Source organism: Mycobacterium sp. IDUB_5 (assembly GCF_055419565.1).
In genome coordinates, this window is record NZ_JBVAXX010000005.1 from 551,401 (window position 1) to 570,672 (window position 19,272).

A 19,272-nucleotide genomic window follows, 5' to 3' on the forward strand; every position below is an offset into this window, starting at 1 on the left:
CTCAAGTGTGATGTAAATTCCATTCTCACTTGCGGCAAATCATACATTCAGCCTGTGGGAACACAAATATCGGCATATGCCCTTGTCGCGACGTCCTGCACTGATGTCGTCGTTCTGTCGCAAAGATCTCTCAGGGACGCATTTGTTGCGTGTCAACAGCAGTTGAGAGTACGGTTCTCGCATTCGGAAGTAGGATTCTTGGGTAGTGCGACGTCATCGGGAGGCCATGCAGTGAGGAACGCCGTCGTCACCGGGGGCGCATCGGGCATCGGCCGGGCGATCGCCGATCGGTTACGTTCTGATGGCTATCACGTGGCGACTCTCGACCTGACGCCGTCGGACGAGAAATTCTCCTACGTCGCCGACGTCACCGACCGCGCGGCGATCGACACCGCGCTCGACGCCATCCACTCCGACTTGGGGCCGGTCACCGTTCTGGTCAATGCCGCAGGCCTCGACGGTTTCAAGCGTTTCCTCGACATCGACTTCGACACCTGGCAGCGGGTGGTGAACGTCAACCTCCACGGTGTCTTCCACTGCATTCAGGCCGTGCTGCCCGACATGATAGAGGCAGGCTGGGGTCGCATCGTGAACATCTCCTCGTCGAGCACCCACTCGGGAACGCCGTACATGTCGCACTATGTATCGGCCAAATCGGCGGTCAACGGGCTCACCAAGAGCTTGGCGCTCGAGTACGGGCCGGCCGGGATCACGGTCAATGCCGTTCCTCCCGGCTTCATCGACACCCCGATGCTGCGCAAGGCCGCGAGTCGCGGGTTCCTGGGCGACATCGACGAGAACATCGAGCGCACGCCGGTGCGCCGCATCGGACGGCCCGAGGACATCGCGGCCGCGTGCTCCTTCTTCGTCTCGGAAGAAGCCGACTACGTGACAGGACAGATCTTGGGTGTCAACGGCGGCAGAAACACCTGACCCGAGGGCATCGATCACGGACACGAGAGGACACGCATGGGACGGGTTGACGGCAAGGTCGCATTCATTACGGGTGCGGCGCGCGGGCAGGGCCGTAGTCACGCGATCCGACTGGCCGAAGAGGGCGCCGACATCATCGCCGTCGATTTGTGCGAAGACATCGCCTCCATCGGTTATCCACTGGCCACCGCGGAAGATCTGGAGGAAACGGTCAACTACGTCGAGAAGACGGGCCGACGCATCATCGCGGTCAAGGCTGACGTGCGACAGGTCACCGAGCTCAAGAGCGCACTCGACCGGGGCCTCGCAGAATTCGGCAAGCTCGACGTCGTGGTCGCCCAGGCCGGCGTCGCGGGGATGAAGGGTGAGCCGCAGATCGACGCCTGGTGCGACGTCATCAACACCAACTTGGTCGGCACCATCAACGCGATCCAGGTGGCCCTCCCCCATCTCGGCGAAGGCGCCTCGATCATCGCCACCGGGTCGACCGCCGCCCTCATGGACGTGGCCAAGGTGGACAATCCCGGAGCCGATCTCGGCGGAGTGGCGTACATGACCTCCAAGCGTGCGCTGTCCGGCTATGTCTACGATCTCGCCACCCACCTCGCTCCGCGCGGAATCCGGGCCAACGTCGTCCATCCGACCAACTGCAACACCGACATGCTGCAGAGTGCGCCGATGTACCGGTCCTTCCGACCCGACCTGGACAAGCCCAGCCGCGCGGACGCCGAGCCCGCGTTCAGAGTGCAGCAGGCCATGAATATCCCCTACGTCGAAGCGTCAGACATCAGCAACATGGTCTTGTTCCTCGCCTCCGAGGAGTCGCGGTACGTGACCGGTATGCAGATGCGCGTTGACGGCGGGGGCTATCTCAAGTGGTACGACTACCACATCTGAATCGAAAGAGGTTGTCGACGTGAGAGTTTCAGTTGACGGACAACGCTGCCAGGGCCACACCCTGTGTTCGATGATCGCACCCGACTCGTTCCAGCTCGACGACGTGGACGGTCATGCATCGCCCGTGACCAACATCGTTCCCGCCGACCGGGAAGATCAGGTCAGAGAAGCCGCCCACTCGTGTCCCGAGCAGGCGATCATCCTCGAATGACCTCTAGCCCAACACAATAGGAGACACCGCCGTGAGTATCGACGACGTCGTGGGCGACGAGCACCGCAAGAAGAACACGTTCCGTTTCGACCGGCACGCACCGGAGTATCGGGAGCAGTTCCAGCAGATCACCGAAGAGATGCATGCGAAGTGTCCGGTGGCGTGGACCGACATGTACGACGGGCATTGGGTGGCGGCCGGCAGTAACGAGGTCTTCGAGCTGGCTCGCTGTCCCGCGATCTCCAACGACCACGACCTGCACGGTGAACGGCGGGGCTACCAGGGCATCACGATTCCGAGGGCGCAGCGAGCCACTGTCGTTCGCGGCGGCATCCTCGAGATGGACGAGCCCGACCACAGTATCTATCGAGGTGCACTGAACCCGTACCTGTCGCCTGCCGCAGTGAAGCGGTGGGCGCCCTTCGTCGACGAGATCACCCGCGCGGCGATCGACGAGAAGATCGAGACCGGCCGCATCGACTTCGTCGACGATCTGGCGAACATCGTGCCCGCGGTCCTCACTCTCGCCATGATGGGCATACAGCTCGACAAGTGGCCCGTTTACAGTGAGCCCGCCCATCTGTCGGTCTCCACGCCCGAGCACTCACCCGACGCGCCTCGCGTCGCGGAGATGAGCAGACAAATGGGCATCGACATGATCACCACGATGATGGAGATCCGCGAGAATCGCCGCCCCGGTCTGGTGAACGCGCTACTGCAACTGCGGATCGACGGCGAGCCCGCACCGGATCTGGAGATCCTGGGCAACCTGGGGCTGGTCATCGGCGGCGGGTTCGACACCACCACGGCTCTCACCGCCCATGCGCTGGAGTGGCTGTCGGAGAATCCCGGCGAGCGCGACCGACTCAGCCGCGAGCGTGACACGCTGCTGCACCCGGCCACCGAGGAATTCCTGCGCTTCTTCACTCCCGCCCCCGGGGACGGACGGACGTTCGCCGAGGACATCGAGGTCGTGGGCCAGCAGTTCAAAGAGGGCGAGCGGTTGTGGCTGTCGTGGGCCATGGCCAACCGCGACCCATCGGTTTTCGACGAACCGGGCAAGGTCATTCTGGATCGGAAGGGCAACCGTCACTTCAGCTTTGGCATCGGTGTGCACCGGTGCGTCGGATCCAACGTGGCCCGCACGGTGTTCAAGTCGATGCTGACGGCGGTCCTCGACCGCATGCCGGATTATGTCTGTGATCCGGCGGGCACAGAACATTACGAGAGCATCGGCGTCATCCAGGGTATGAAGCACCTACCCGCCACATTCACCCCCGGCACGCGGCTCGGGCCCGGCCTCGACGAGACCCTGGCGAGGTTGCAGCGAGTGTGCGACGAGCAATTGCCCGCAAGACCGATCACCGAGCACAAGGACGCCGTCGTCATCGATTGGTGACGTCTCGATCTGCGCGTCCGATTGCCATCAGTTGCATCGCAGTCAGCCGGCAAGCCTCCGATACAGCAGGGCGACGTTGAAATAAGTGAGGTACGCAGCCGTCGCAGCGAGCCCGGGGCGCCGGGTACCGGGGTGCAGCACCGCCAAGCCCAGCACGGTTTCGATGCTGCCGTTGACGACAACGTGGGCACGGATGTTGTCTGCGAAGGCCATTCGATTGACTGATTCGAAAGCACGTGGACACAGCACATGGGCAACACCGGACAGGACCAGAGCTGACCCGCCGATCTGTGACCACCGTCCGGATCGTGTGCGCAAGGAGATCAAATAACTGCCCCGTCATGGAGAACCACGGGTAAGTGTGTCGGGCCGCGTAGGGAGCTGTTGGTGGACCACGTCGTCGGGCCGGTGAGCGAGATTCGCGAGACGCGGCCGACCAGCTCGCGGAGAACGGCTTGGGCCTCCATGCGCGCAAGTGGTGCACCGAGGCACAGGTGGGGACCATAGCCAAAGCCCAGATGGCTGCGTGGGTTTCGATCGGCGCGGAAGGTGTTGGGGTCATCGAAGGCCAGTGGGTCGCGGTTGGCGGCCCCGAATGACATCAATATGCGCGAACCAGTGGGAATGGTGACCTCACCGACCTGATAGTCGTCGCGGGTATAGCGGTAGAGATTCTGGATGGGACTGCTGTAGCGCAGGTGTTCCTCGATGGCCTGCGGAATGAGCTCTGGATTGGCTCGAATCATGTCGTATTGGTCGGGGTGTCGAGCGTAGGTGTGAAGCATCCCGCCGAGAAGATTTGTCGTGGTCTCGTTTCCGGCGATCAGCAGCAGGATGGCGATGTAGAACAACTGGTTGTCCGTAAGTTCGCCGTCGCTGCTGTGGGCGAGCAGACGACCGAGCACGGTGTTCGACCCCTTGAGGTGTCCGTCTTTGAGATGTCGCAAGAAATAGCGACGCAATGCTGCTGCGGCGCGAAGAGAACGCGCCGTGTTCACCATGCCTCTCGGCGTTGGACTGACGTTGATCATCTGGGTGCAGTCTTCTGACCAACGACGAAAGTCCGCGATGTCAGTGTCAGGGACCCCGAGTATCGCGGCGATGACCCGAAGCGGGAGAGGCACGGTCAACTGCTGCACCGCGTCACCGCCGTTCGCCGCGACCATCTCGTCGACCAGTTCTGCGGCGAGCGTGTCGATGATGCTGCGCCAACGATCAAGTGCACCTTTGGTGAACGCCGGCTGCACCTGCTTGCGGAGACGGCTGTGTCGATCACCGTCGGTGACCACGACCAAGTCGGCGACCATCCGTGCTCGGGTCACCCCGTGGCTACTGGTCACCCGGTCCGTATCGCGCAGGGCTGCGCGGACGTCGTCGAGTCGGTGCAGTATGAAGGTCGCCCGCTTCGGGTTGTAGTGGACACGCCCGCCGCGGTGCAGGGCGTCGTATGCAGCGTGGGGATGTGCTGCAACGCTCGGATCCAATGGGTCGTAGTCGGTGTTGATGGCCCCGGTCCAACCGCCATAACCGCGTCTGCGCGTGCGGATTGCCGCTGCCACATTCAACTGTCCCGCAGCGATGAGTGGTGACAGCACCGCGGTCGCGCCGTCAGTAGCTTTCATCAGCGGGTTCGGCATGAACACTCACTCCCTGTCGCAGTTGTGTCCAGATTCGGCGCGCACATCGAAGTGGTCAATGCCAGGAGCTGAAGTTGACATGCCCGGCATCAGGGCGATGAGTCGACGCTCGAGGCGAGATCCTCCTAGCTGCACACACGAGTGAGACATTCGAAGCGATCTGTCTCGCGGTGCGAAAGCGGATTCGTTGTCTTTCACCACCGCGACGGGAATGCTGAAGACCATGGCACGCAGGGATTGGGTCCTCGGCGCGGATCGAAGCGCGGTGGCGCTGGATCGAATCCTGCTCGAAGCATCAGAAATAGTTTCTCGCAATGGTTTCCAAGCATTCGCCATCGATGCGTTGGCTGCCCGGCTGAACTGTTCGCCCGCGACCATCTACCGGCAAGCAGGCGGAAAAGCCGCGATTCTCGAACGCCTCATCTCCATGTTGTCCCAGCGCGTCACCCACCGAGTGCGCGAAGCCATCGCGGGGACCGAGGGAACCGAGCGCGTCGCCACGGCCATCGTCGTCGGACTGCAGTGCATGCGGACCGAGCCGCTGGGAAAACTGATCATGGGCGACATCAGTCCAGACCACGACATCGGCCACGTCACGGCGTCACCGCTCGTGGCCAAGATCGCCGAAGAGATCATCGGGCGTGACGATCCCCTCGCTGCGCAATGGCTGATCCGAATCACCTTCGCCCTCTGGTACTGGCCGGTGAAGGACAAGCAGACCGAGTACGAACTGGTGACACGGTTTGCCGCGCCGTCAGTGACGTCGGGGCTTCGCGAATGACGCTCCCACAGCATGTCAGGCTGCAGGCTGATTGCAGGCCACACGGCCGTCGGCGTCGATCGACGTCGGAGATCACAGTGCGAAGGAGAAGCCTCCGTTGACCGGAATTGTCTGTCCGGTGATCCACGAGCCGTGCTCGCTCGCGAGCAACGCGGCGAGGCGGGTGACGTCGTCCGCGGTGCCGGGGCGCCGGATGACGTAGTTGCGCAGGATCGCCTCGTGCTGTGGGGTTTTCGGCTGGCTCCACAGCACTTCGGTCAGCGGTGTCCGCATGGTTCCCAGTGCGATGTTGTTCGCGGTGATCCCGTATCGGCCCATCTCCGCCGCGATCGAGCGCGTGAACCCCGCAGCCCCGGCCTTCGCTGTCGCGTACGCAGCCGACGTGGGATCGCCCGTTCGACCGGCATCGGACACGATCGTGATGATGCGGCCCCTGCTGCGGTCGACCATTGCAGGCAGCACAGCGCGGGTGCAGTGCAAGACACCGTAGAGATTCACCCGCAGAAATGGCTCCCAGTCTGCCGGTTCGGTCGCTGCGAAGCTTCGTCCAGTGAGGAAGTCGTTGGCGCCCGCGTTGCCGGCGTTGTTGACCAAGACGTCCACAGCTCCGGCCGCCGCGATCGCGTCGGTGACGGCACCGTAGTCGGTCACGTCGAACACGGACGCATGTGCGAATCCCCCTGCAGCACAGGAAGCCTCGACGACGTCGTCGGCGCGTTCCGCGCGCAGATCGTTGACCAGCACCTCGGCGCCGGCAGCCGCGAACGCCAGCGCCAAGCCGCGGCCGATGCCCTGTCCGGCTCCGGTGATCAGGACCCGCAGACCGGTGAGATCGATCTCCAGCGTCATCCGGAACCCCCTCGGGATCAGCGGGGCGGTCGGGGCAGCCCCAGTACCTGTTGGGCGATGATGTTGCGCTGAATCTCCGAGGTGCCGCCAGCGATCGTTCCCGAGAAGCTGCGCGCGAAGCGTTCGAACCAACTCGCGAAGTAGTGGTCGAGATTCATGGGCGCATACGCGCCCGACGTGGACGGGTGGGTCAGACCCTCGGGCCCGATGGCGGTCAAGATGTTGGCAGACGCGTTCATCTCCGCCTCGGAGCCGAAGAGCTTGAGCACTGACACCGAGGCGACGTCGACCTCGCCGCGTGCGGCGCGAGCCAGGGAGATCGAACCCATCGCGCGCAGCGCCTGATAATCCATGACGATGGTCGCGAACTGATCGCGCTCGAGTTCCGAACTCGGGGAGAAGTCGTTGATCATGTTGTCGATCCGGTCGGCGAAACCGAGCCACATCATCGTGCGCTCGTGGCCCAGGGATCCGTTGACGACGCCCCAACCACCGTTGATCGGGCCGACCAGGTTCTCGGCAGGCACCCGAACATCGGTGAAGAACACCTCGTTGAAGTCGTCGTTCTGCTGGCCGCACAGATCGGCGAACGGCCGACGGACGACACCCTCGAGATCGGTCGGGATGAGCAGCGCGCTGATGCCCTTGTGCTTCGGCGCGTCGGGGTCGGTGCGCACGAAGGTCAGCAGGAAGTCTGCGTCGTGCGCACCGGATGTCCATACCTTCTGGCCGTTGACGACGAACGCGTCACCGTCGCGGATCGCGCGGGTCCGCAGCGAGGCGAGATCGGAGCCGGCGCTGGGCTCGCTCATGCCCAGTGACGCGGTTTTGTCGCCACGTAGCACGGGCACGGCCCACTCGTGCTTCTGCTCTTCGCTGCCGAACGTCAGCAGCGATGCCGCAACGATGTTCACGCCCTGGGGGTTGAAGCTGTGGTAGATCCGGCGGCGGCAGAGCTCTTCGAGGTGCACGTACGTCTGCAGCACCGAGGCGTTGCGACCACCGAATTCCGGCGGTTGCGCAGGCAGCAACCAGCCGTTGTCGAACAACAACCGCTGCCAGTCCCGCGCCCACTGGGGAAGGTGCGACACCGAGCGGGGCCGCTCGAGAGTCTCTGCCGAGGTGGGCAGGTTCTCATCGAGGAAGGCTACGAACTCCGCACGGAAGTCCTCGACGTCTGAGTCAAAGGTCAACTGCATCAGCAGGTTCCGTACTCTGCGGCGATGACGGCTCGATGCGCGGCCGCGCCGCCGAGCATGTGCTCGCCGGCTTTGGCGCGTTTGAGAGCGAATTGCAGATCGTTCTCCCAGGTGAATCCCATGGCGCCGAACAGCTGTAAGCCGTGGCGGAACACGAGCGACTGACACTCCCCCGCCGATGCCTTGGCCATGGCCGCGGCCAGCCGCCGGCGGGGATCGTCGGCGGCGATCGTCAGCGCCGCGAAGTACGACAGTGCGCGGGCCCGCTCGATTGCGACGTGCATGTCGGCTGCTTTGTGCTGCACCGCCTGAAAAGACCCGATCGGTACCCCGAACTGATGGCGATTCTTGACGTGGTCCAGCGCCAGATCGAGCACCCGTTGACAGGCTCCCACCATGGTGATGGCCATTCCCGTCAAAGCGACGTGGTGCGCGCGCTCGGCATCGACGGCGAGTCGGTCGCTGTCGGGCACGTGCATGCCGAGGAGGCTCACCTCGCCGACGTGCAGGACCGGGTCGAAGACGGCAGCGCGGCGAGTGAGGACGGCCGGATCATCGGCATCGATCACGAACACCCCGGCGGCGGTCACCACCGCGAATCGGTGCGCCCGGTCTGCTTCGAGGACGTGGCGGCTCGTCCCGGACAGAATCCACCCGTCGGCGTCGCGGTGAGCACTGATGCCCTCGAGCAACGCAGCCCCTGGGCGCTGAGGATCGAAGCGATCGCCGACCAACGGCGCGAACTGCGTCAGCGTCGCGAGGAAAGGAGTCGGGTCGGTCGCCCGGCCGAGTTCCTCGAGCAGAATCGCCAATTCGACGGCATTCTCGGAATCGGCGAGCTCGGTCCACCCGGCGCTGACGTAGGTCGTCCACAGCGGCGTCGAGTCAGCATCCGACTCAGCCACCTCACGCACCAGGGTGGCCGGGCACTGTTTGCTCACCGCGTCACGGACCGTCTCCTGCCAGAGTCGCTGATCAGAGTCCAATTCCAACAGCATGCCGCGCCTCCCGTGGTGATGGTCCTTGGCGAGAATAACATTCTCATTCATGGATTACTGATTCTCTTCGACTGCCATCGACGGTCATCTTCGAGCTGCGGGAAGCCGATGGGTCCGACGACATCACCCGCGCTCATGGCGACCACGAGCGGACGAGAACATAATTCTTGCAACAGAAGAACAAGGATCTACACTGATTCGATGGGCACGGCACCGCATGCGCGCGGCAGGGGGCAGGAAACGTGATGGAACTGCATGACGACGCTGGTGCGGCGTGGACCACACCGGTCATCGACGCCAGCGTGCATATCTTCTGTCAGTCCAACGCCGACCTTCGGCAGACCTACATGCACGAACCGTTTCGAAGCCGCGGATTCCCGGACTACGAGATGGATTGGTACGGCGCACCCGGCGGCGAATACGTCGCCGGCAGCACCGGCCCGGACGGTCAGTACCCCGGTTCCGACCCCGCGGTGGTGGCGCACGACCTGTTCGAGCGGCGCGGCGTCGACATCGCCATCCTGCATCCCATGACGCGAGGGGTCATGCCCGACCGTCACCTCGGCACCGCTATCGCCTCGGCTCACAACGACATGATGGTCAGAAGGTGGCTCGACGGAGAGTTCGGTGATCGCTTTCGCGGAACCATCCGGGTCAATCCCGATGACGTCGCGGGCGCCATCCGGGAGATCGAGAAGTATCGCGACCATCCGCGCGTCGTCCAGATCGGCATCCCGCTGCAGTCCCGTGAGCTCTACGGCAAGCCGCAGTACTGGCCCCTGTGGGATGCCGCCGTGGCGGCTGACCTCCCGGTGGCGGTACACATCGAGGTGGGTACGGGCATCGCCGCGGCGCCCACACCGTCGGGCAACACGCGCACCTACGAGCAGTACGCCGGTTTCATGGCGCTGAACTACCTCTATCACCTGATGAACATGATCGCCGAGGGCGTGTTCGAGCGGTTACCCGAGTTGAAGTTCGTGTGGGCAGACGGCGCTGCCGATCTCCTGACACCGTTCATGTGGCGGATGGACTGCTTCGGTCGCCCGCATCTGGAGCAGACTCCGTGGGCGCCGAGAATGCCGAGTGACTACCTGCCCGGCCACGTGTACTTCGTCGAGGGCGATCTCGACGGGCCTGGTGACGTGCCCTTTGCGGGCGAATGGGCCGGCTTCACCGGAAAGGACGACATGGTGATGTTCGGCTCGAGCTACCCGCACTGGCAGTGCAACGAACTCGTGGTGCCCGCCAGCTACACCGCGGACCAGCGGGACAAGTTGTGTTGGCGCAACGCCGCCGAGCTGTACGGCATCGACGTCTCGGCCACCGTGGCCGCAACGTAGCCAGAGGAGGCCTCGTGACAGTGACAGCCAATCCCAGAGTGGCGGCGGCCGAACGCGTGGCCGTCCGGTGCGTCGACTCTGACGTCCATCCGACACCGCGTCGCGGCGAACTCGTCGAGTACCTGCCAGAACCTTGGCGCAGCAACTACTTCGGCACCCACCCGGTCGGTGACCAGATCTATTACGACGCTCCTGACTACGCACACGCCTACGCCATGCGTGTCGACAGCTTCCCGTCCGACGGCGAATTCCCCGGCAGCAGTCCAGATCTGGCGTTCCAGCAACTCATCATGGAAGCCGGCGCCGACATCGCCATCTTGGAGCCGGCGTCCTATTCAGCCAGGCTTCCGGGTGCCAACACGGCGATGTGCTCGGCGTTAAACGACTGGCAGGCCAACCACTGGTTGGACGGTCACAACAACTGGCACGAACGATGGCGCGGTTCGATCTGCGCCAACATCGAGGAGCCCGAAGCCGCCGCGAGGGAGATCGAGAAGTGGGCCGGGCACGAATTCATGGCCCAGGTACTCATCAAGGCCGAACCGCGGCCGTCGTGGGGCGACCCGAAGTACGACCCGCTGTGGGCGGCGGCAACCAAACACGACATCACGGTGAGCTGCCATCTGTCCCGTGGCCACTTCGAGGAATTGCCGTTTCCGCCGGTCGGGCTGCCCAGCTACAACCACGACTTCATGGTGACTTACTCACTGCTGGCAGCGAACCAGGTGATGAGTCTGGTGTTCGACGGCACCTTCGACCGATTCCCGACATTGCGAATCGTGTTCGTGGAGCATGCCTTCACCTGGATCCTGCCGCTGATGTGGCGGATGGACGCCATCTACGAGCGGCGCAAGAAGTGGATGACGATCACCCGCAAACCGTCCGAGATCGTCAAGGAACACATCAAGTTCACGACCCAACCACTGGATTACCCCGAGGACAAGACAGAGTTGAGCAGGGCCCTCGAGTGGATGGAATGCGAGAAGATCCTGTTGTACTCCTCTGACTATCCGCACTGGACATTCGACGATCCCCGCTGGTTGGTCAAGCACCTGCCCGCGTATGCCCGCGAGCAGGTGATGTTCCGCAACGGAATCCAGACCTACCACCTACCGGACACCGTTCCCGCCCTCGAGGGTCAGGTCAGGGTGTTCTGATGCGGCGGGCAGGAGCGCAGCGACCCGGGAACAGGTTGCGGCGGGCAGGAGCGCAGCGACCCGGGAACAGGTTGCGGCGGGCAGGAGCGCAGCGACCCGGGAATTGGCAACAGTGACAGAACACGTCGAACCGGCCAGGCTCGCGCAGGGCCGTGAGCACATCGTGGCCACCGTGGCCGACATTCCGCCGGGGACCCACAAACTCGTCCCGATCGGCAGGCACGGCGTCGGCGTCTACAACGTCAGCGGTACGTTCTACGCCATCGCCAACTACTGTCCGCACGAGGGCGGCCCACTGTGCTCGGGACGCACCCGGGGACGCAACGTGGTGGACGAGTCGGCGCCGGGAGACGCAGTGATGGTCCGCGATCACGAATACATCTTCTGCCCTTGGCATCAATGGGGTTTCGAGCTCGCCACCGGCACCACCGCGGTGAAACCGGAATGGAGCATTCGGACATACCCCGTGCGGGTCGTCGGCGACGACGTGCTGGTACAGGCCTGAGAACGGAAGCCAGGACATGCCGGTCGAACGAATGGTGATCAACGGCGGTGCCGTCGTCTACGAGATGCTCGGTGATGCCGGGGACGTGATCGCGTTGACCCCTGGTGGCCGATTCAGCAAGGACATCCCCGGGCTGAGGCCGTTGGCCGACGCACTGGTACGCGGTGGCTATCGGGTGTTGCTGTGGGACCGACCCAACTGTGGTGCTTCGGATGTCCAGTTTTACGGCTACAGCGAATCTCACATGCGCGCCGAAACGTTGATGCACCTCGTCACCGAACTCGGCGTCGGTCCGTGCATCATCGCAGGCGGTTCCGGGGGTGCCCGCGATTCGATCATCACGACCATCCTGTACCCGGAGTTGGTGACCAAGCTGGTGGTCTGGAACATCGTCGGCGGCGTGTACGGTTCGTTCGCGCTCGGAGGGCACTACATCATCCCGAGCATCCTGGCAGTCCGGGGCTTGGGCATCGACGGGTTGTTGACGATCGGTGAGTGGCAGGACCGGATCGCGGCCAACCCGGCCAACGAGAAGCGGATACGCGACCTGGACGCCGACGCCTTCCTCAAGGTGATGCTGCGTTGGCTCAATGCCTTCGTGCCCAAGCCGGGTCAGACGATTCCAGGTGTCGAAGACGGCCTCTTCGCCGACATCTCGGTGCCGACGTTGATCATCCGTGGCGGGGAAGACGACTGGGATCACCCCAAGCGCACGTCGCTCGAGATCAATTGCCTGATCAAAGGTTCGCAACTGATGGATCCCCCGTGGCCGGAGGATGCCTGGGAGCGTGCCGGCGAGAAGTTCGCCGCGAGTGGCTACAAGGATTTCTGCCTGTTCGACACCTGGGTTCAGGCCGCGCCCGCCATCCTCGAATTCCTCGGCAGGTAGGCGGTGGGATCATCTCGTGACGATGCGGACCTCACAGTTCAGCGAAGCCTCCAGCGCAGTGTGCACCCGGCTCTCCGGCACCCGCGCCAGCGCCGCCTCGGGCAGCGTCACGGTCACGATGTCCCACCCGCGTGGGTCCGGGCAGCGCTCGACCACACCCGTCAGTCCCATTCCTGCGAGCACGCCGTGAGCATCGTCGTCGGTACCGCGGCTGACGTAGGTGAGCGCACCCAGGGTCGGTGTCGCCCCGAGTCGGCCGAAACAGCTGTCGCACAGGCGGAGAGCCGTGTCCTGCAGCTGACTGGGATCATCGCCGGCGATGAGGATCTCGACCTGACGACGACCGGGCGGCAGCGCCGCGAGGTCGACATCGAGCACGCTCGCCCCGACAGCCGACACCGAGTCACGAAGGGACGCCATGGCCTCGCGTAGCCGGGATGGTTCGAGTCGGCCCGTCGGGTCCACGTCGACACGCACCACAGCAGTCCTCACCTCCGCCACCCTATCGGCGCCGACGACGGAGGGGCACCCATGACGGCAGCAGCGCCAGAGTTGCACGTGGCATGTTGGCCGGACATCGCGCCTCGGTTGCTACGAACCACCGGTGGCACGGAAGATCTCGCGCAGTACGACGACACCGGCGGTTATCAGCCGCTCGATGATCCGGATGCTCTCCTCACCGAGATCGACCTGTCGGGATTACTTGGCCGCGGTGGCGCCGCATTCCCGTTGGCGGTCAAGATGCGAGCCGTGCGGGAATCCGGCCACTCCGGCCACCCCACCGTGATGCTGGCCAATGGCGAAGAGGGAGAACCAGCTTCGATCAAGGACAGGTGGTTGATGCGCCACCGGCCCCACCTGGTGCTCGACGGTATCCGGTTGGCAGCCCGCATCGTGTCCGCCGAGCGAGCATGTCTCTACCTCTCCGACGCCGCTTCGTCACGTGCCCTCCGCGACGCCATTCACACCGCACCCGTCGACCTTCCGATCTCGGTCCTGACAGTCGAAAGCGGTTACATAGCAGGTGAAGAAACAGCCGCGGTCCGAGCGGTGAACGGTGGTCCGGCCAAACCCACCGACAAGCCACCGCGCCCTTTTGAACGGGGTGTGAGCGGACACCCGACCCTGGTCAGCAATGTCGAGACGCTGGCCAACCTACCGTTCTTGCTGCGCCACGGCGCGGATTCCTTCCGCGCGGTGGGCACCTCTGCCTCACCCGGCACCTTCCTGGCGACTGTCACCGGTGCAGACAAACCGCCTGCGCTTTACGAACTTCCGCACGGAGTGGCGTTCGCCGACGTACTGGCTCACCACGGTGTGTCGAACGATGACGTCATCGGCGTCCTGATGGGCGGTTACTTCACCGGCCTGTTCAACACCGACGTCCTCGACGCCAGCCTCGATCACGAGTCGATGCGCCGACTCGGGGGCGGGTTGGGCTGCGGAGCCATCTCGATCCTCACCGGAGAATGCCCGGTCGCCGTCGCGGCCTCGGTCATGGCGTACTTCGACCGCGAAAACGCGGGCCAGTGCGGGTCGTGTTTCAACGGCACCGCGGCGATGTCGGCGGTGACGACCGCACTGCGAGATGGCAGGGCGACGCCGGAGGACCTCGTCCGCCTCGAGCGATGGTCGGTCGTCCTTCGGGGGCGGGGTGCCTGCGCAACATTGGACGCGGCGACGAACATGGCTGCCACCTTGCTGCGTAACTTCCCGCAGATCGTCGGGCAGCACGTGGACGAGTCCTGCGAGTCCTGCCGGGCGGGCGCGTTCACAGACCTGCGCCCCTTCGAAGTGGAGGCACTCTAGGTGAGAATCCGGATGGACCGGACCTTGTGCGACGGTTTCGGTACCTGCGCACGGCATGCACCGCAGTACTTTTCGCTCGACGACTGGGGCTACGCTTCGTTGATCGGCAACGGCACGGTTCCCGAGAGTGACCACGACGCGGTGGTGCGCGCACTGCTGGACTGCCCCGCGCACGCGATCTTCGAGATCGATCAGCAGGACGGGACGGCGACCTGACGTGTCCGACGAACCGGGCCGTCCGCTACCGCAGGTGACCGTGGCCAATGAGTATTTCTGGACCTCTGGCGCTGACGGTCTACTGCGCATTCAGGAATGTCGGTCGTGTCAGGCATTGATTCATCCGCCTGCCCCGATCTGCCGGTACTGCCGTAGTAGAGATCTGGGCGTCAGGGTCGTGTCGGGAATGGCCAGTCTGTCGGCATTCACCGTCAACCATCGCTTCGGTTCTCCCGCGATGCCCCCGCCGTACGTCATCGCGCAGGTGGCAATTGCCGAGGATCCCCGAGTTCGGTTGACCACCAACATCGTCGACTGCGTGCCGGAGGATCTCGAAGTCGGTCAAACCGTCGAGGTGGTGTTCCATCAACTCGCCGACGTGTGGTTGCCGTTGTTCCGCCCGTCAACGGAGAGCGCCCCCGCCCCGCAAGCGGTCGACGAGATCGAGCCCCGCGAGTTCCCGCGCCATGTGCGACGCGCGACGACGACGGCCAAATTCGAGGACCGGTCGGCCATCACCGGGATCGGCGCATCGCGGATGGGACGCCGACTGATGGTGGCACCGCTGGCGCTGACGGTGGAGGCATGTGAGGCGGCGGTCGCAGACGCGGGCCTGACTTTCGACGACATCGATGGGCTGTCGACGTACCCGGGGATCGACGTGGCAGGCATGGGCGAAGGCGGGGTGAGCGCACTGGAGGGCGCTCTCGGGTTGCGGCCGACGTGGATCAACGGCGGCATGGACACCTTCGGACCCGGTGGTTCGGTGATCGCGGCCATGATGGCGGTCGCCACCGGCATGGCTCGCCATGTGTTGTGCTTCCGCACGCTGTGGGAAGCCACATTCGGCCAGCTGATGAAAGAGGGCAAGGCGTCTCCACCGGGTGGGACACGCACCACCAGTTGGCAGGTGCCCTTCGGTGCCACCTCGGCCGCGCACACTCTGGCGATGAACGCGCAGCGGCACTTTCACCGGTACGGCACCACGCGTGAGACGCTGGGCTGGATCGCGCTCAACCAGCGGGCCAATGCCGCACTGAACCCGACGGCCATCTACCGAGATCCGTTGACGATGGACGACTATCTGGGCGCCCGGCTCATCACCACGCCGTTCGGTCTGTACGACTGCGACGTTCCCTGCGACGGGGCGGTGGCCGTCATCGTCTCCGCCGTCGACGTCGCGCGTGACATGCGGCCGAGGCCGGTGTTCTTCGAGGCAGTGGGCACGCAGATCGTCGAGCGCACCGACTGGGATCAGTCGACGTTGACCCACGAGCCTCAGGTGCTGGGGCAGGCCGCCCACCTGTGGACCAGAACCTCGATGCGGCCACCCGACGTCGATGTCGCGCAGCTGTACGACGGGTTCACGTTCAACTGCCTGTCCTGGCTGGAGGCGCTCGGCTTCTGCGGCATCGGCGAGGCCAAGGACTTCCTGGACGGTGGCCACAACATCGCACGCGACGGCCTCATCCCTCTCAACACTCACGGCGGCCAGCTGTCCCACGGCCGGACCCACGGTATGGGTCTCCTGCACGAGGCGGTCGTTCAGCTGCGCGAGGAGGCAGGTGAGCGCCAGGTGACCGATGCCAGAGTGGCGGTGGTGAGCACCGGCGGACTGACCCCCAGCGGTGCGATTCTGTTGAGGACGGACGCGTGAACTCCGGCCCCCGCCCCCGCGTCATCATGGTCGACGGCATCCCGATGTCGGCGTTGGCCATTCGAGTGCCGCAGCCGCGCGCGGTGATCGTGGCCGTGCACGGCGGCGGCGTCACCTCCCGGTACTTCGACTGCCCCGGCCAGCCGCGGTTGTCGTTGATGCGCGCAGCCGCAACTCGGGGATTCACGGTGATCGCACTCGACCGCCCCGGTTACGGGACCTCGGCGCTCTACCAGGACGAGATGACAGAGGGCGAACGGCGACTCGAGTTGGCCTGCGGCGCGGTGGACGCGATCGTCGCCGGCGACGGCGGCGCCGGTCTGTTCGTGATGGCCCATTCCTCAGGATGCGAACTCGCACTGCGTATGGCGGGTGAGGACATCCGCGACGACGTGGTGGGAGTCGAGATAGCCGGCACGGGGATTCGTTTCGCTCCGGGGGTTCGAGCAGCCATGGGCGAGGCGACCACGGTGTCGCGGCCGACTGGGTTACGCGACCTGCTGTGGCAACCCACCGAGTTGTATCCCGCCGAGGTGCTCAGCGGGCAGCTCGCGGCGCCGGGCGCCGCCTACGAGGCCGACGTCACGTCCCGATGGACGGACCGGGGCTTCGCCGACGCCGCCTCCCGGGTCGCGGTACCTGTCCAGTTCAGCGTCGCCGAACACGAACGCGTGTGGGAGACGTCGCCGGAGGCACTGTCCGACATCTCGGCACTCTTCGTCAGGTCACCCCGCGTGACGATCAACGAAATGCGAGACAGCGGACACAATCTGAGCGTCGGACTGACGGCCGTGGACTACCACCAGAGGGTGCTGTCCTTTGCCGACCGGTGCTTGATCGACACCGACAACAAAGCCGGCACCGACAACGAAGTGGAGGCGCTGTGATGCGCGTCGGGTTCATCGGCTTGGGGAGCCAGGGCGCGCCCATGGCGCGCCGCATCGTCGAGGGCGGTTTCCCACTCACGCTGTGGGGTCGGCGTCCCGAGTCCGTGGCACAGTTCGCCGACACGGCGGCGCAGACCGCCTCCTCCCCCGCCGAGCTGGCCGCGGTCAGCGATCTCGTCTGCCTCTGCGTGGTCGGTGACGACGACGTTCGGCAGGTCCTCGAAGGTCCCACCGGTGTGCTCGCCGGTCTCGCAGCGGGGGCCACCGTCGCCATTCACAGCACGGTGCACCCGGATACCTGCCGGTTGATCGCAGAACATGCTGGCAGCCATGGTGTTTCAGTAGTCGACGCGCCGGTCAGCGGGGGTGGACCGGCCGCAGCCGAGGGCAGACTTCTCGTCATGGCCGGCGGCACCGACCCCGACGTCGAGAAGTGCCGCCCGGTGTTCGCCACGTTCTCCGATGCGGTCGTGCACCTCGGGCCGGTGGGCAGCGGCCAGGTGACGAAGATACTGAACAATCTGTTGTTCAGCGCCAATCTCGGTGCGGCGCTGAGCACGCTGGAACTCGGTGAGAGTCTCGGTGTTCCACGAACCGCCTTGTGCGAGGTGCTGGCCCGGGGATCAGCGGAGAGCAAAGCCATCCACAGCATCGGTCGGGCCGGAGGCACCCTCGCGTCGCTCGCGCCGATCGCGGGAGCCTTGCTCCAGAAGGACGTCCGGCATGCGGCGAGTCTCGCAGAGGGTGCATCAGCCCCGGAGGGCACCGTCTTCGCTGTCGCCGACAGCGCTCTTCACGCCATGGACCACCCGCGCTGATGAACGTCGGGTTCGCCGGCGCGGGTCGGATGGGCGCGCCCATGGTGCGTCGGCTCGTTAGCGCCGGCCACGACGTCACCGTCCTGAGCCGGAGTGACGACCGGGCACGGGCCATCGAGGATCTGGGTGGACGCCCGGAATCGGACATGAGGATCGTCACCTCGGCCGCAGAGGTCGTCGTCGTCAACGTCTTCAGCGACGATCAGGTCCGAAGAGTGTGTGTTGAGGGGGGCCTGCTGGCCGGGATGGAACCCGGCTCGTCTCTGGTCGTGCACACGACCGGGAGCCCGAGCACGGCAGCACTTTTGGCTGCGCAGCGGGATGATGTCGCGACCGTCGATGCCCCGGTCAGCGGTGGACCGCACGATGTCGCGGCGGGGTCGGTCACGCTGTTCGTCGGCGGTGACGAGGCAGCGGTGGCCCGGGTCCGACCGGTGCTCGCCGCCTACGCCGATCCCGTTCTCCACGTCGGCGGCATCGGCGCCGGTCAAGCGATGAAGCTCCTCAACAACGTCCTCTTCGCGGCTCAGGTCGGCCTGATCGACGCGGCCACCCGAGTGGGTGCGCATCTCGGCATTTCACAGAAGGGCCTGCTCCAAGCGTTGCCCCACGGCAGCTCCGGCAGCAAAGCGATGGAGATGGTTCTTTCGTCGGGTTCGGTCGATGCTTTCGTGGCCGCGGTGGGGAGCTTCCTGACCAAAGACGTTGCCACGTTGCGCCACAACGTCTCCGAGCTAGGCGTCGACCTGGGCATCCTCGGCGCCGCCGTCGAGGTGTTCGGGCAGCGGCCTACAGACCCGAGATGACGACCGCGTTGCAGTCAGCCGCGGCCTGGCGCAGCTTTGCCGCCTGTTGGTAATCCTCGGAGTGGTACCACTCGTTCGCCGCGTCGACCGACTCGAATTCGAGAAGAACGGTCTGGGTCCCGTGCCACTGACCCTCCAGCGTCGCGACGGCGGGACTGAACGCCAATAACTTCGCCGTGGACATCGCCTTGCGGGCAAGCTTGCCGTACTCCGCCATTCCCGCTGGGTCTTGGACGTCCTCGGTGATGATCACGTACCCCTTGGGCGTTTCAGACATAGTG

General features: G+C 64.8%; 22 protein-coding genes. 15 read left to right on the forward strand and 7 right to left on the reverse strand.

The window, feature by feature from the left end; genetic code table 11:
* Positions 1 to 231 precede the first annotated feature (231 nt).
* From ACZY1G_RS19440 to ACZY1G_RS19455, 4 genes are read left to right on the forward strand one after another with little or no spacing between them, the layout of a single operon-like run.
* Complete coding sequence (locus ACZY1G_RS19440) at positions 232 to 933, forward strand: SDR family NAD(P)-dependent oxidoreductase (protein ID WP_463816385.1); 702 nt, start codon at positions 232 to 234, stop codon at positions 931 to 933.
* 36 nt (positions 934 to 969) lie between these two features.
* Complete coding sequence (locus ACZY1G_RS19445) at positions 970 to 1,830, forward strand: mycofactocin-coupled SDR family oxidoreductase (protein ID WP_463816386.1); 861 nt, start codon at positions 970 to 972, stop codon at positions 1,828 to 1,830.
* Positions 1,831 to 1,849: 19 nt separating this feature from the next.
* Positions 1,850 to 2,041 carry a ferredoxin gene (locus ACZY1G_RS19450; protein WP_463823353.1) on the forward strand — a complete coding sequence of 64 codons (192 nt, stop codon included), beginning with the start codon at positions 1,850 to 1,852 and terminating at the stop codon, positions 2,039 to 2,041.
* A gap of 31 nt (positions 2,042 to 2,072) precedes the next feature.
* Positions 2,073 to 3,440: a cytochrome P450 gene (locus ACZY1G_RS19455; protein WP_463823354.1), complete on the forward strand. Its 1,368-nt coding sequence runs from the start codon at positions 2,073 to 2,075 to the stop codon at positions 3,438 to 3,440.
* A 42-nt stretch (positions 3,441 to 3,482) separates the two neighbouring features.
* Here ACZY1G_RS19455 and ACZY1G_RS19460 read toward each other — a convergent pair whose 3' ends face one another.
* The gene (locus ACZY1G_RS19460) at positions 3,483 to 3,653 is read right to left on the reverse strand and encodes a hypothetical protein (RefSeq protein ID WP_463823355.1); all 171 of its coding nucleotides are present in this window, start codon (positions 3,651 to 3,653) and stop codon (positions 3,483 to 3,485) included.
* Positions 3,654 to 3,763: 110 nt separating this feature from the next.
* Entirely contained in the window at positions 3,764 to 5,077 is a 1,314-nt protein-coding gene (locus ACZY1G_RS19465) for a cytochrome P450 (RefSeq protein ID WP_463816390.1), read from the reverse strand.
* 223 nt (positions 5,078 to 5,300) lie between these two features.
* Between ACZY1G_RS19465 and ACZY1G_RS19470 the strand changes: the two genes are divergently transcribed.
* The gene (locus ACZY1G_RS19470; RefSeq protein WP_463823356.1) at positions 5,301 to 5,858 is read left to right on the forward strand and encodes a TetR/AcrR family transcriptional regulator; all 558 of its coding nucleotides are present in this window, start codon (positions 5,301 to 5,303) and stop codon (positions 5,856 to 5,858) included.
* A 72-nt stretch (positions 5,859 to 5,930) separates the two neighbouring features.
* On the opposite strand, the gene ACZY1G_RS19475 is transcribed toward ACZY1G_RS19470, so the two are convergent.
* The 3 genes from ACZY1G_RS19475 to ACZY1G_RS19485 are packed head-to-tail and all read right to left on the reverse strand — an operon-like array spanning position 5,931 to position 8,904.
* A complete protein-coding gene (locus ACZY1G_RS19475; RefSeq protein WP_463823357.1) occupies positions 5,931 to 6,707 on the reverse strand; it encodes an SDR family NAD(P)-dependent oxidoreductase in 777 nt (258 codons plus the stop codon).
* Positions 6,708 to 6,724: 17 nt separating this feature from the next.
* Positions 6,725 to 7,906, reverse strand: coding sequence for an acyl-CoA dehydrogenase family protein (locus ACZY1G_RS19480; RefSeq protein ID WP_463816393.1), 1,182 nt, complete (start codon positions 7,904 to 7,906; stop codon positions 6,725 to 6,727).
* Positions 7,906 to 8,904 (reverse strand): acyl-CoA dehydrogenase family protein, encoded by a 999-nt coding sequence (locus ACZY1G_RS19485; RefSeq protein ID WP_463816524.1) that lies wholly within the window; start codon positions 8,902 to 8,904, stop codon positions 7,906 to 7,908. The genes ACZY1G_RS19480 and ACZY1G_RS19485 overlap by 1 nt, the downstream gene beginning before the upstream one ends.
* 245 nt (positions 8,905 to 9,149) lie before the next feature.
* On the opposite strand from ACZY1G_RS19485, the gene ACZY1G_RS19490 reads away from it, so the two are divergent.
* The 4 genes from ACZY1G_RS19490 to ACZY1G_RS19505 all read left to right on the forward strand — a co-directional run bounded on the left by ACZY1G_RS19490 (position 9,150) and on the right by ACZY1G_RS19505 (position 12,798).
* Positions 9,150 to 10,247: an amidohydrolase family protein gene (locus ACZY1G_RS19490; RefSeq protein WP_463816394.1), complete on the forward strand. Its 1,098-nt coding sequence runs from the start codon at positions 9,150 to 9,152 to the stop codon at positions 10,245 to 10,247.
* A 14-nt stretch (positions 10,248 to 10,261) separates the two neighbouring features.
* On the forward strand, positions 10,262 to 11,404 hold the full coding sequence (locus tag ACZY1G_RS19495) for an amidohydrolase family protein (protein WP_463816395.1): 1,143 nt from the start codon (positions 10,262 to 10,264) through the stop codon (positions 11,402 to 11,404).
* Between the two features lie 112 nt (positions 11,405 to 11,516).
* Entirely contained in the window at positions 11,517 to 11,909 is a 393-nt protein-coding gene (locus ACZY1G_RS19500) for a Rieske (2Fe-2S) protein (protein WP_463823358.1), read from the forward strand.
* A 16-nt stretch (positions 11,910 to 11,925) separates the two neighbouring features.
* Positions 11,926 to 12,798, forward strand: a complete 873-nt coding sequence (locus ACZY1G_RS19505) for an alpha/beta fold hydrolase (RefSeq protein WP_463816397.1) — start codon at positions 11,926 to 11,928, stop codon at positions 12,796 to 12,798.
* A gap of 9 nt (positions 12,799 to 12,807) precedes the next feature.
* Here ACZY1G_RS19505 and ACZY1G_RS19510 read toward each other — a convergent pair whose 3' ends face one another.
* Positions 12,808 to 13,290: a hypothetical protein gene (locus ACZY1G_RS19510; RefSeq protein WP_463823359.1), complete on the reverse strand. Its 483-nt coding sequence runs from the start codon at positions 13,288 to 13,290 to the stop codon at positions 12,808 to 12,810.
* 39 nt (positions 13,291 to 13,329) lie between these two features.
* Here ACZY1G_RS19510 and ACZY1G_RS19515 point away from each other — a divergent pair, with 39 nt between their 5' ends.
* Genes ACZY1G_RS19515 through ACZY1G_RS19540 form a run of 6 tightly spaced genes read left to right on the forward strand, consistent with a single transcriptional unit; the run spans position 13,330 to position 18,991 of the window.
* Complete coding sequence (locus ACZY1G_RS19515; protein WP_463823360.1) at positions 13,330 to 14,607, forward strand: NADH-ubiquinone oxidoreductase-F iron-sulfur binding region domain-containing protein; 1,278 nt, start codon at positions 13,330 to 13,332, stop codon at positions 14,605 to 14,607.
* Positions 14,608 to 14,823 (forward strand): ferredoxin, encoded by a 216-nt coding sequence (locus ACZY1G_RS19520; protein ID WP_463816400.1) that lies wholly within the window; start codon positions 14,608 to 14,610, stop codon positions 14,821 to 14,823.
* Between the two features lies 1 nt (position 14,824).
* Positions 14,825 to 16,480: a thiolase C-terminal domain-containing protein gene (locus ACZY1G_RS19525; protein WP_463823361.1), complete on the forward strand. Its 1,656-nt coding sequence runs from the start codon at positions 14,825 to 14,827 to the stop codon at positions 16,478 to 16,480.
* Positions 16,477 to 17,367, forward strand: a complete 891-nt coding sequence (locus tag ACZY1G_RS19530; RefSeq protein ID WP_463823362.1) for an alpha/beta hydrolase — start codon at positions 16,477 to 16,479, stop codon at positions 17,365 to 17,367. The genes ACZY1G_RS19525 and ACZY1G_RS19530 overlap by 4 nt, the downstream gene beginning before the upstream one ends.
* Positions 17,367 to 18,185 (forward strand): NAD(P)-dependent oxidoreductase, encoded by an 819-nt coding sequence (locus ACZY1G_RS19535; protein ID WP_463823363.1) that lies wholly within the window; start codon positions 17,367 to 17,369, stop codon positions 18,183 to 18,185. Before ACZY1G_RS19530 ends, ACZY1G_RS19535 begins: the two co-directional genes overlap by 1 nt.
* Positions 18,185 to 18,991 (forward strand): NAD(P)-dependent oxidoreductase, encoded by an 807-nt coding sequence (locus ACZY1G_RS19540; RefSeq protein WP_463823364.1) that lies wholly within the window; start codon positions 18,185 to 18,187, stop codon positions 18,989 to 18,991. Before ACZY1G_RS19535 ends, ACZY1G_RS19540 begins: the two co-directional genes overlap by 1 nt.
* On the opposite strand, the gene ACZY1G_RS19545 is transcribed toward ACZY1G_RS19540, so the two are convergent.
* The gene (locus ACZY1G_RS19545) at positions 18,975 to 19,268 is read right to left on the reverse strand and encodes a DUF1330 domain-containing protein (RefSeq protein WP_463823365.1); all 294 of its coding nucleotides are present in this window, start codon (positions 19,266 to 19,268) and stop codon (positions 18,975 to 18,977) included. The two genes, ACZY1G_RS19540 and ACZY1G_RS19545, sit on opposite strands and share 17 nt — an antisense overlap.
* Positions 19,269 to 19,272: the final 4 nt, after the last annotated feature.

Bases quoted from the DNA above. Each gene is read 5' to 3' on its own strand.
- ACZY1G_RS19535 (WP_463823363.1), top strand. From the start codon at position 17,367: ATGCGCGTCGGGTTCATCGGCTTGGGGAGCCAGGGCGCGCCCATGGCG.
- ACZY1G_RS19480 (WP_463816393.1), bottom strand. From the start codon at position 7,906: ATGCAGTTGACCTTTGACTCAGACGTCGAGGACTTCCGTGCGGAGTTC.
- ACZY1G_RS19465 (WP_463816390.1), bottom strand. From the start codon at position 5,077: ATGCCGAACCCGCTGATGAAAGCTACTGACGGCGCGACCGCGGTGCTG.
- ACZY1G_RS19545 (WP_463823365.1), bottom strand. From the start codon at position 19,268: ATGTCTGAAACGCCCAAGGGGTACGTGATCATCACCGAGGACGTCCAA.
- ACZY1G_RS19540 (WP_463823364.1), top strand. From the start codon at position 18,185: ATGAACGTCGGGTTCGCCGGCGCGGGTCGGATGGGCGCGCCCATGGTG.
- ACZY1G_RS19475 (WP_463823357.1), bottom strand. From the start codon at position 6,707: ATGACGCTGGAGATCGATCTCACCGGTCTGCGGGTCCTGATCACCGGA.
- ACZY1G_RS19460 (WP_463823355.1), bottom strand. From the start codon at position 3,653: ATGGCCTTCGCAGACAACATCCGTGCCCACGTTGTCGTCAACGGCAGC.
- ACZY1G_RS19505 (WP_463816397.1), top strand. From the start codon at position 11,926: ATGCCGGTCGAACGAATGGTGATCAACGGCGGTGCCGTCGTCTACGAG.
- ACZY1G_RS19515 (WP_463823360.1), top strand. From the start codon at position 13,330: ATGACGGCAGCAGCGCCAGAGTTGCACGTGGCATGTTGGCCGGACATC.
- ACZY1G_RS19445 (WP_463816386.1), top strand. From the start codon at position 970: ATGGGACGGGTTGACGGCAAGGTCGCATTCATTACGGGTGCGGCGCGC.
- ACZY1G_RS19485 (WP_463816524.1), bottom strand. From the start codon at position 8,904: ATGCTGTTGGAATTGGACTCTGATCAGCGACTCTGGCAGGAGACGGTC.
- ACZY1G_RS19490 (WP_463816394.1), top strand. From the start codon at position 9,150: ATGGAACTGCATGACGACGCTGGTGCGGCGTGGACCACACCGGTCATC.
- ACZY1G_RS19470 (WP_463823356.1), top strand. From the start codon at position 5,301: ATGGCACGCAGGGATTGGGTCCTCGGCGCGGATCGAAGCGCGGTGGCG.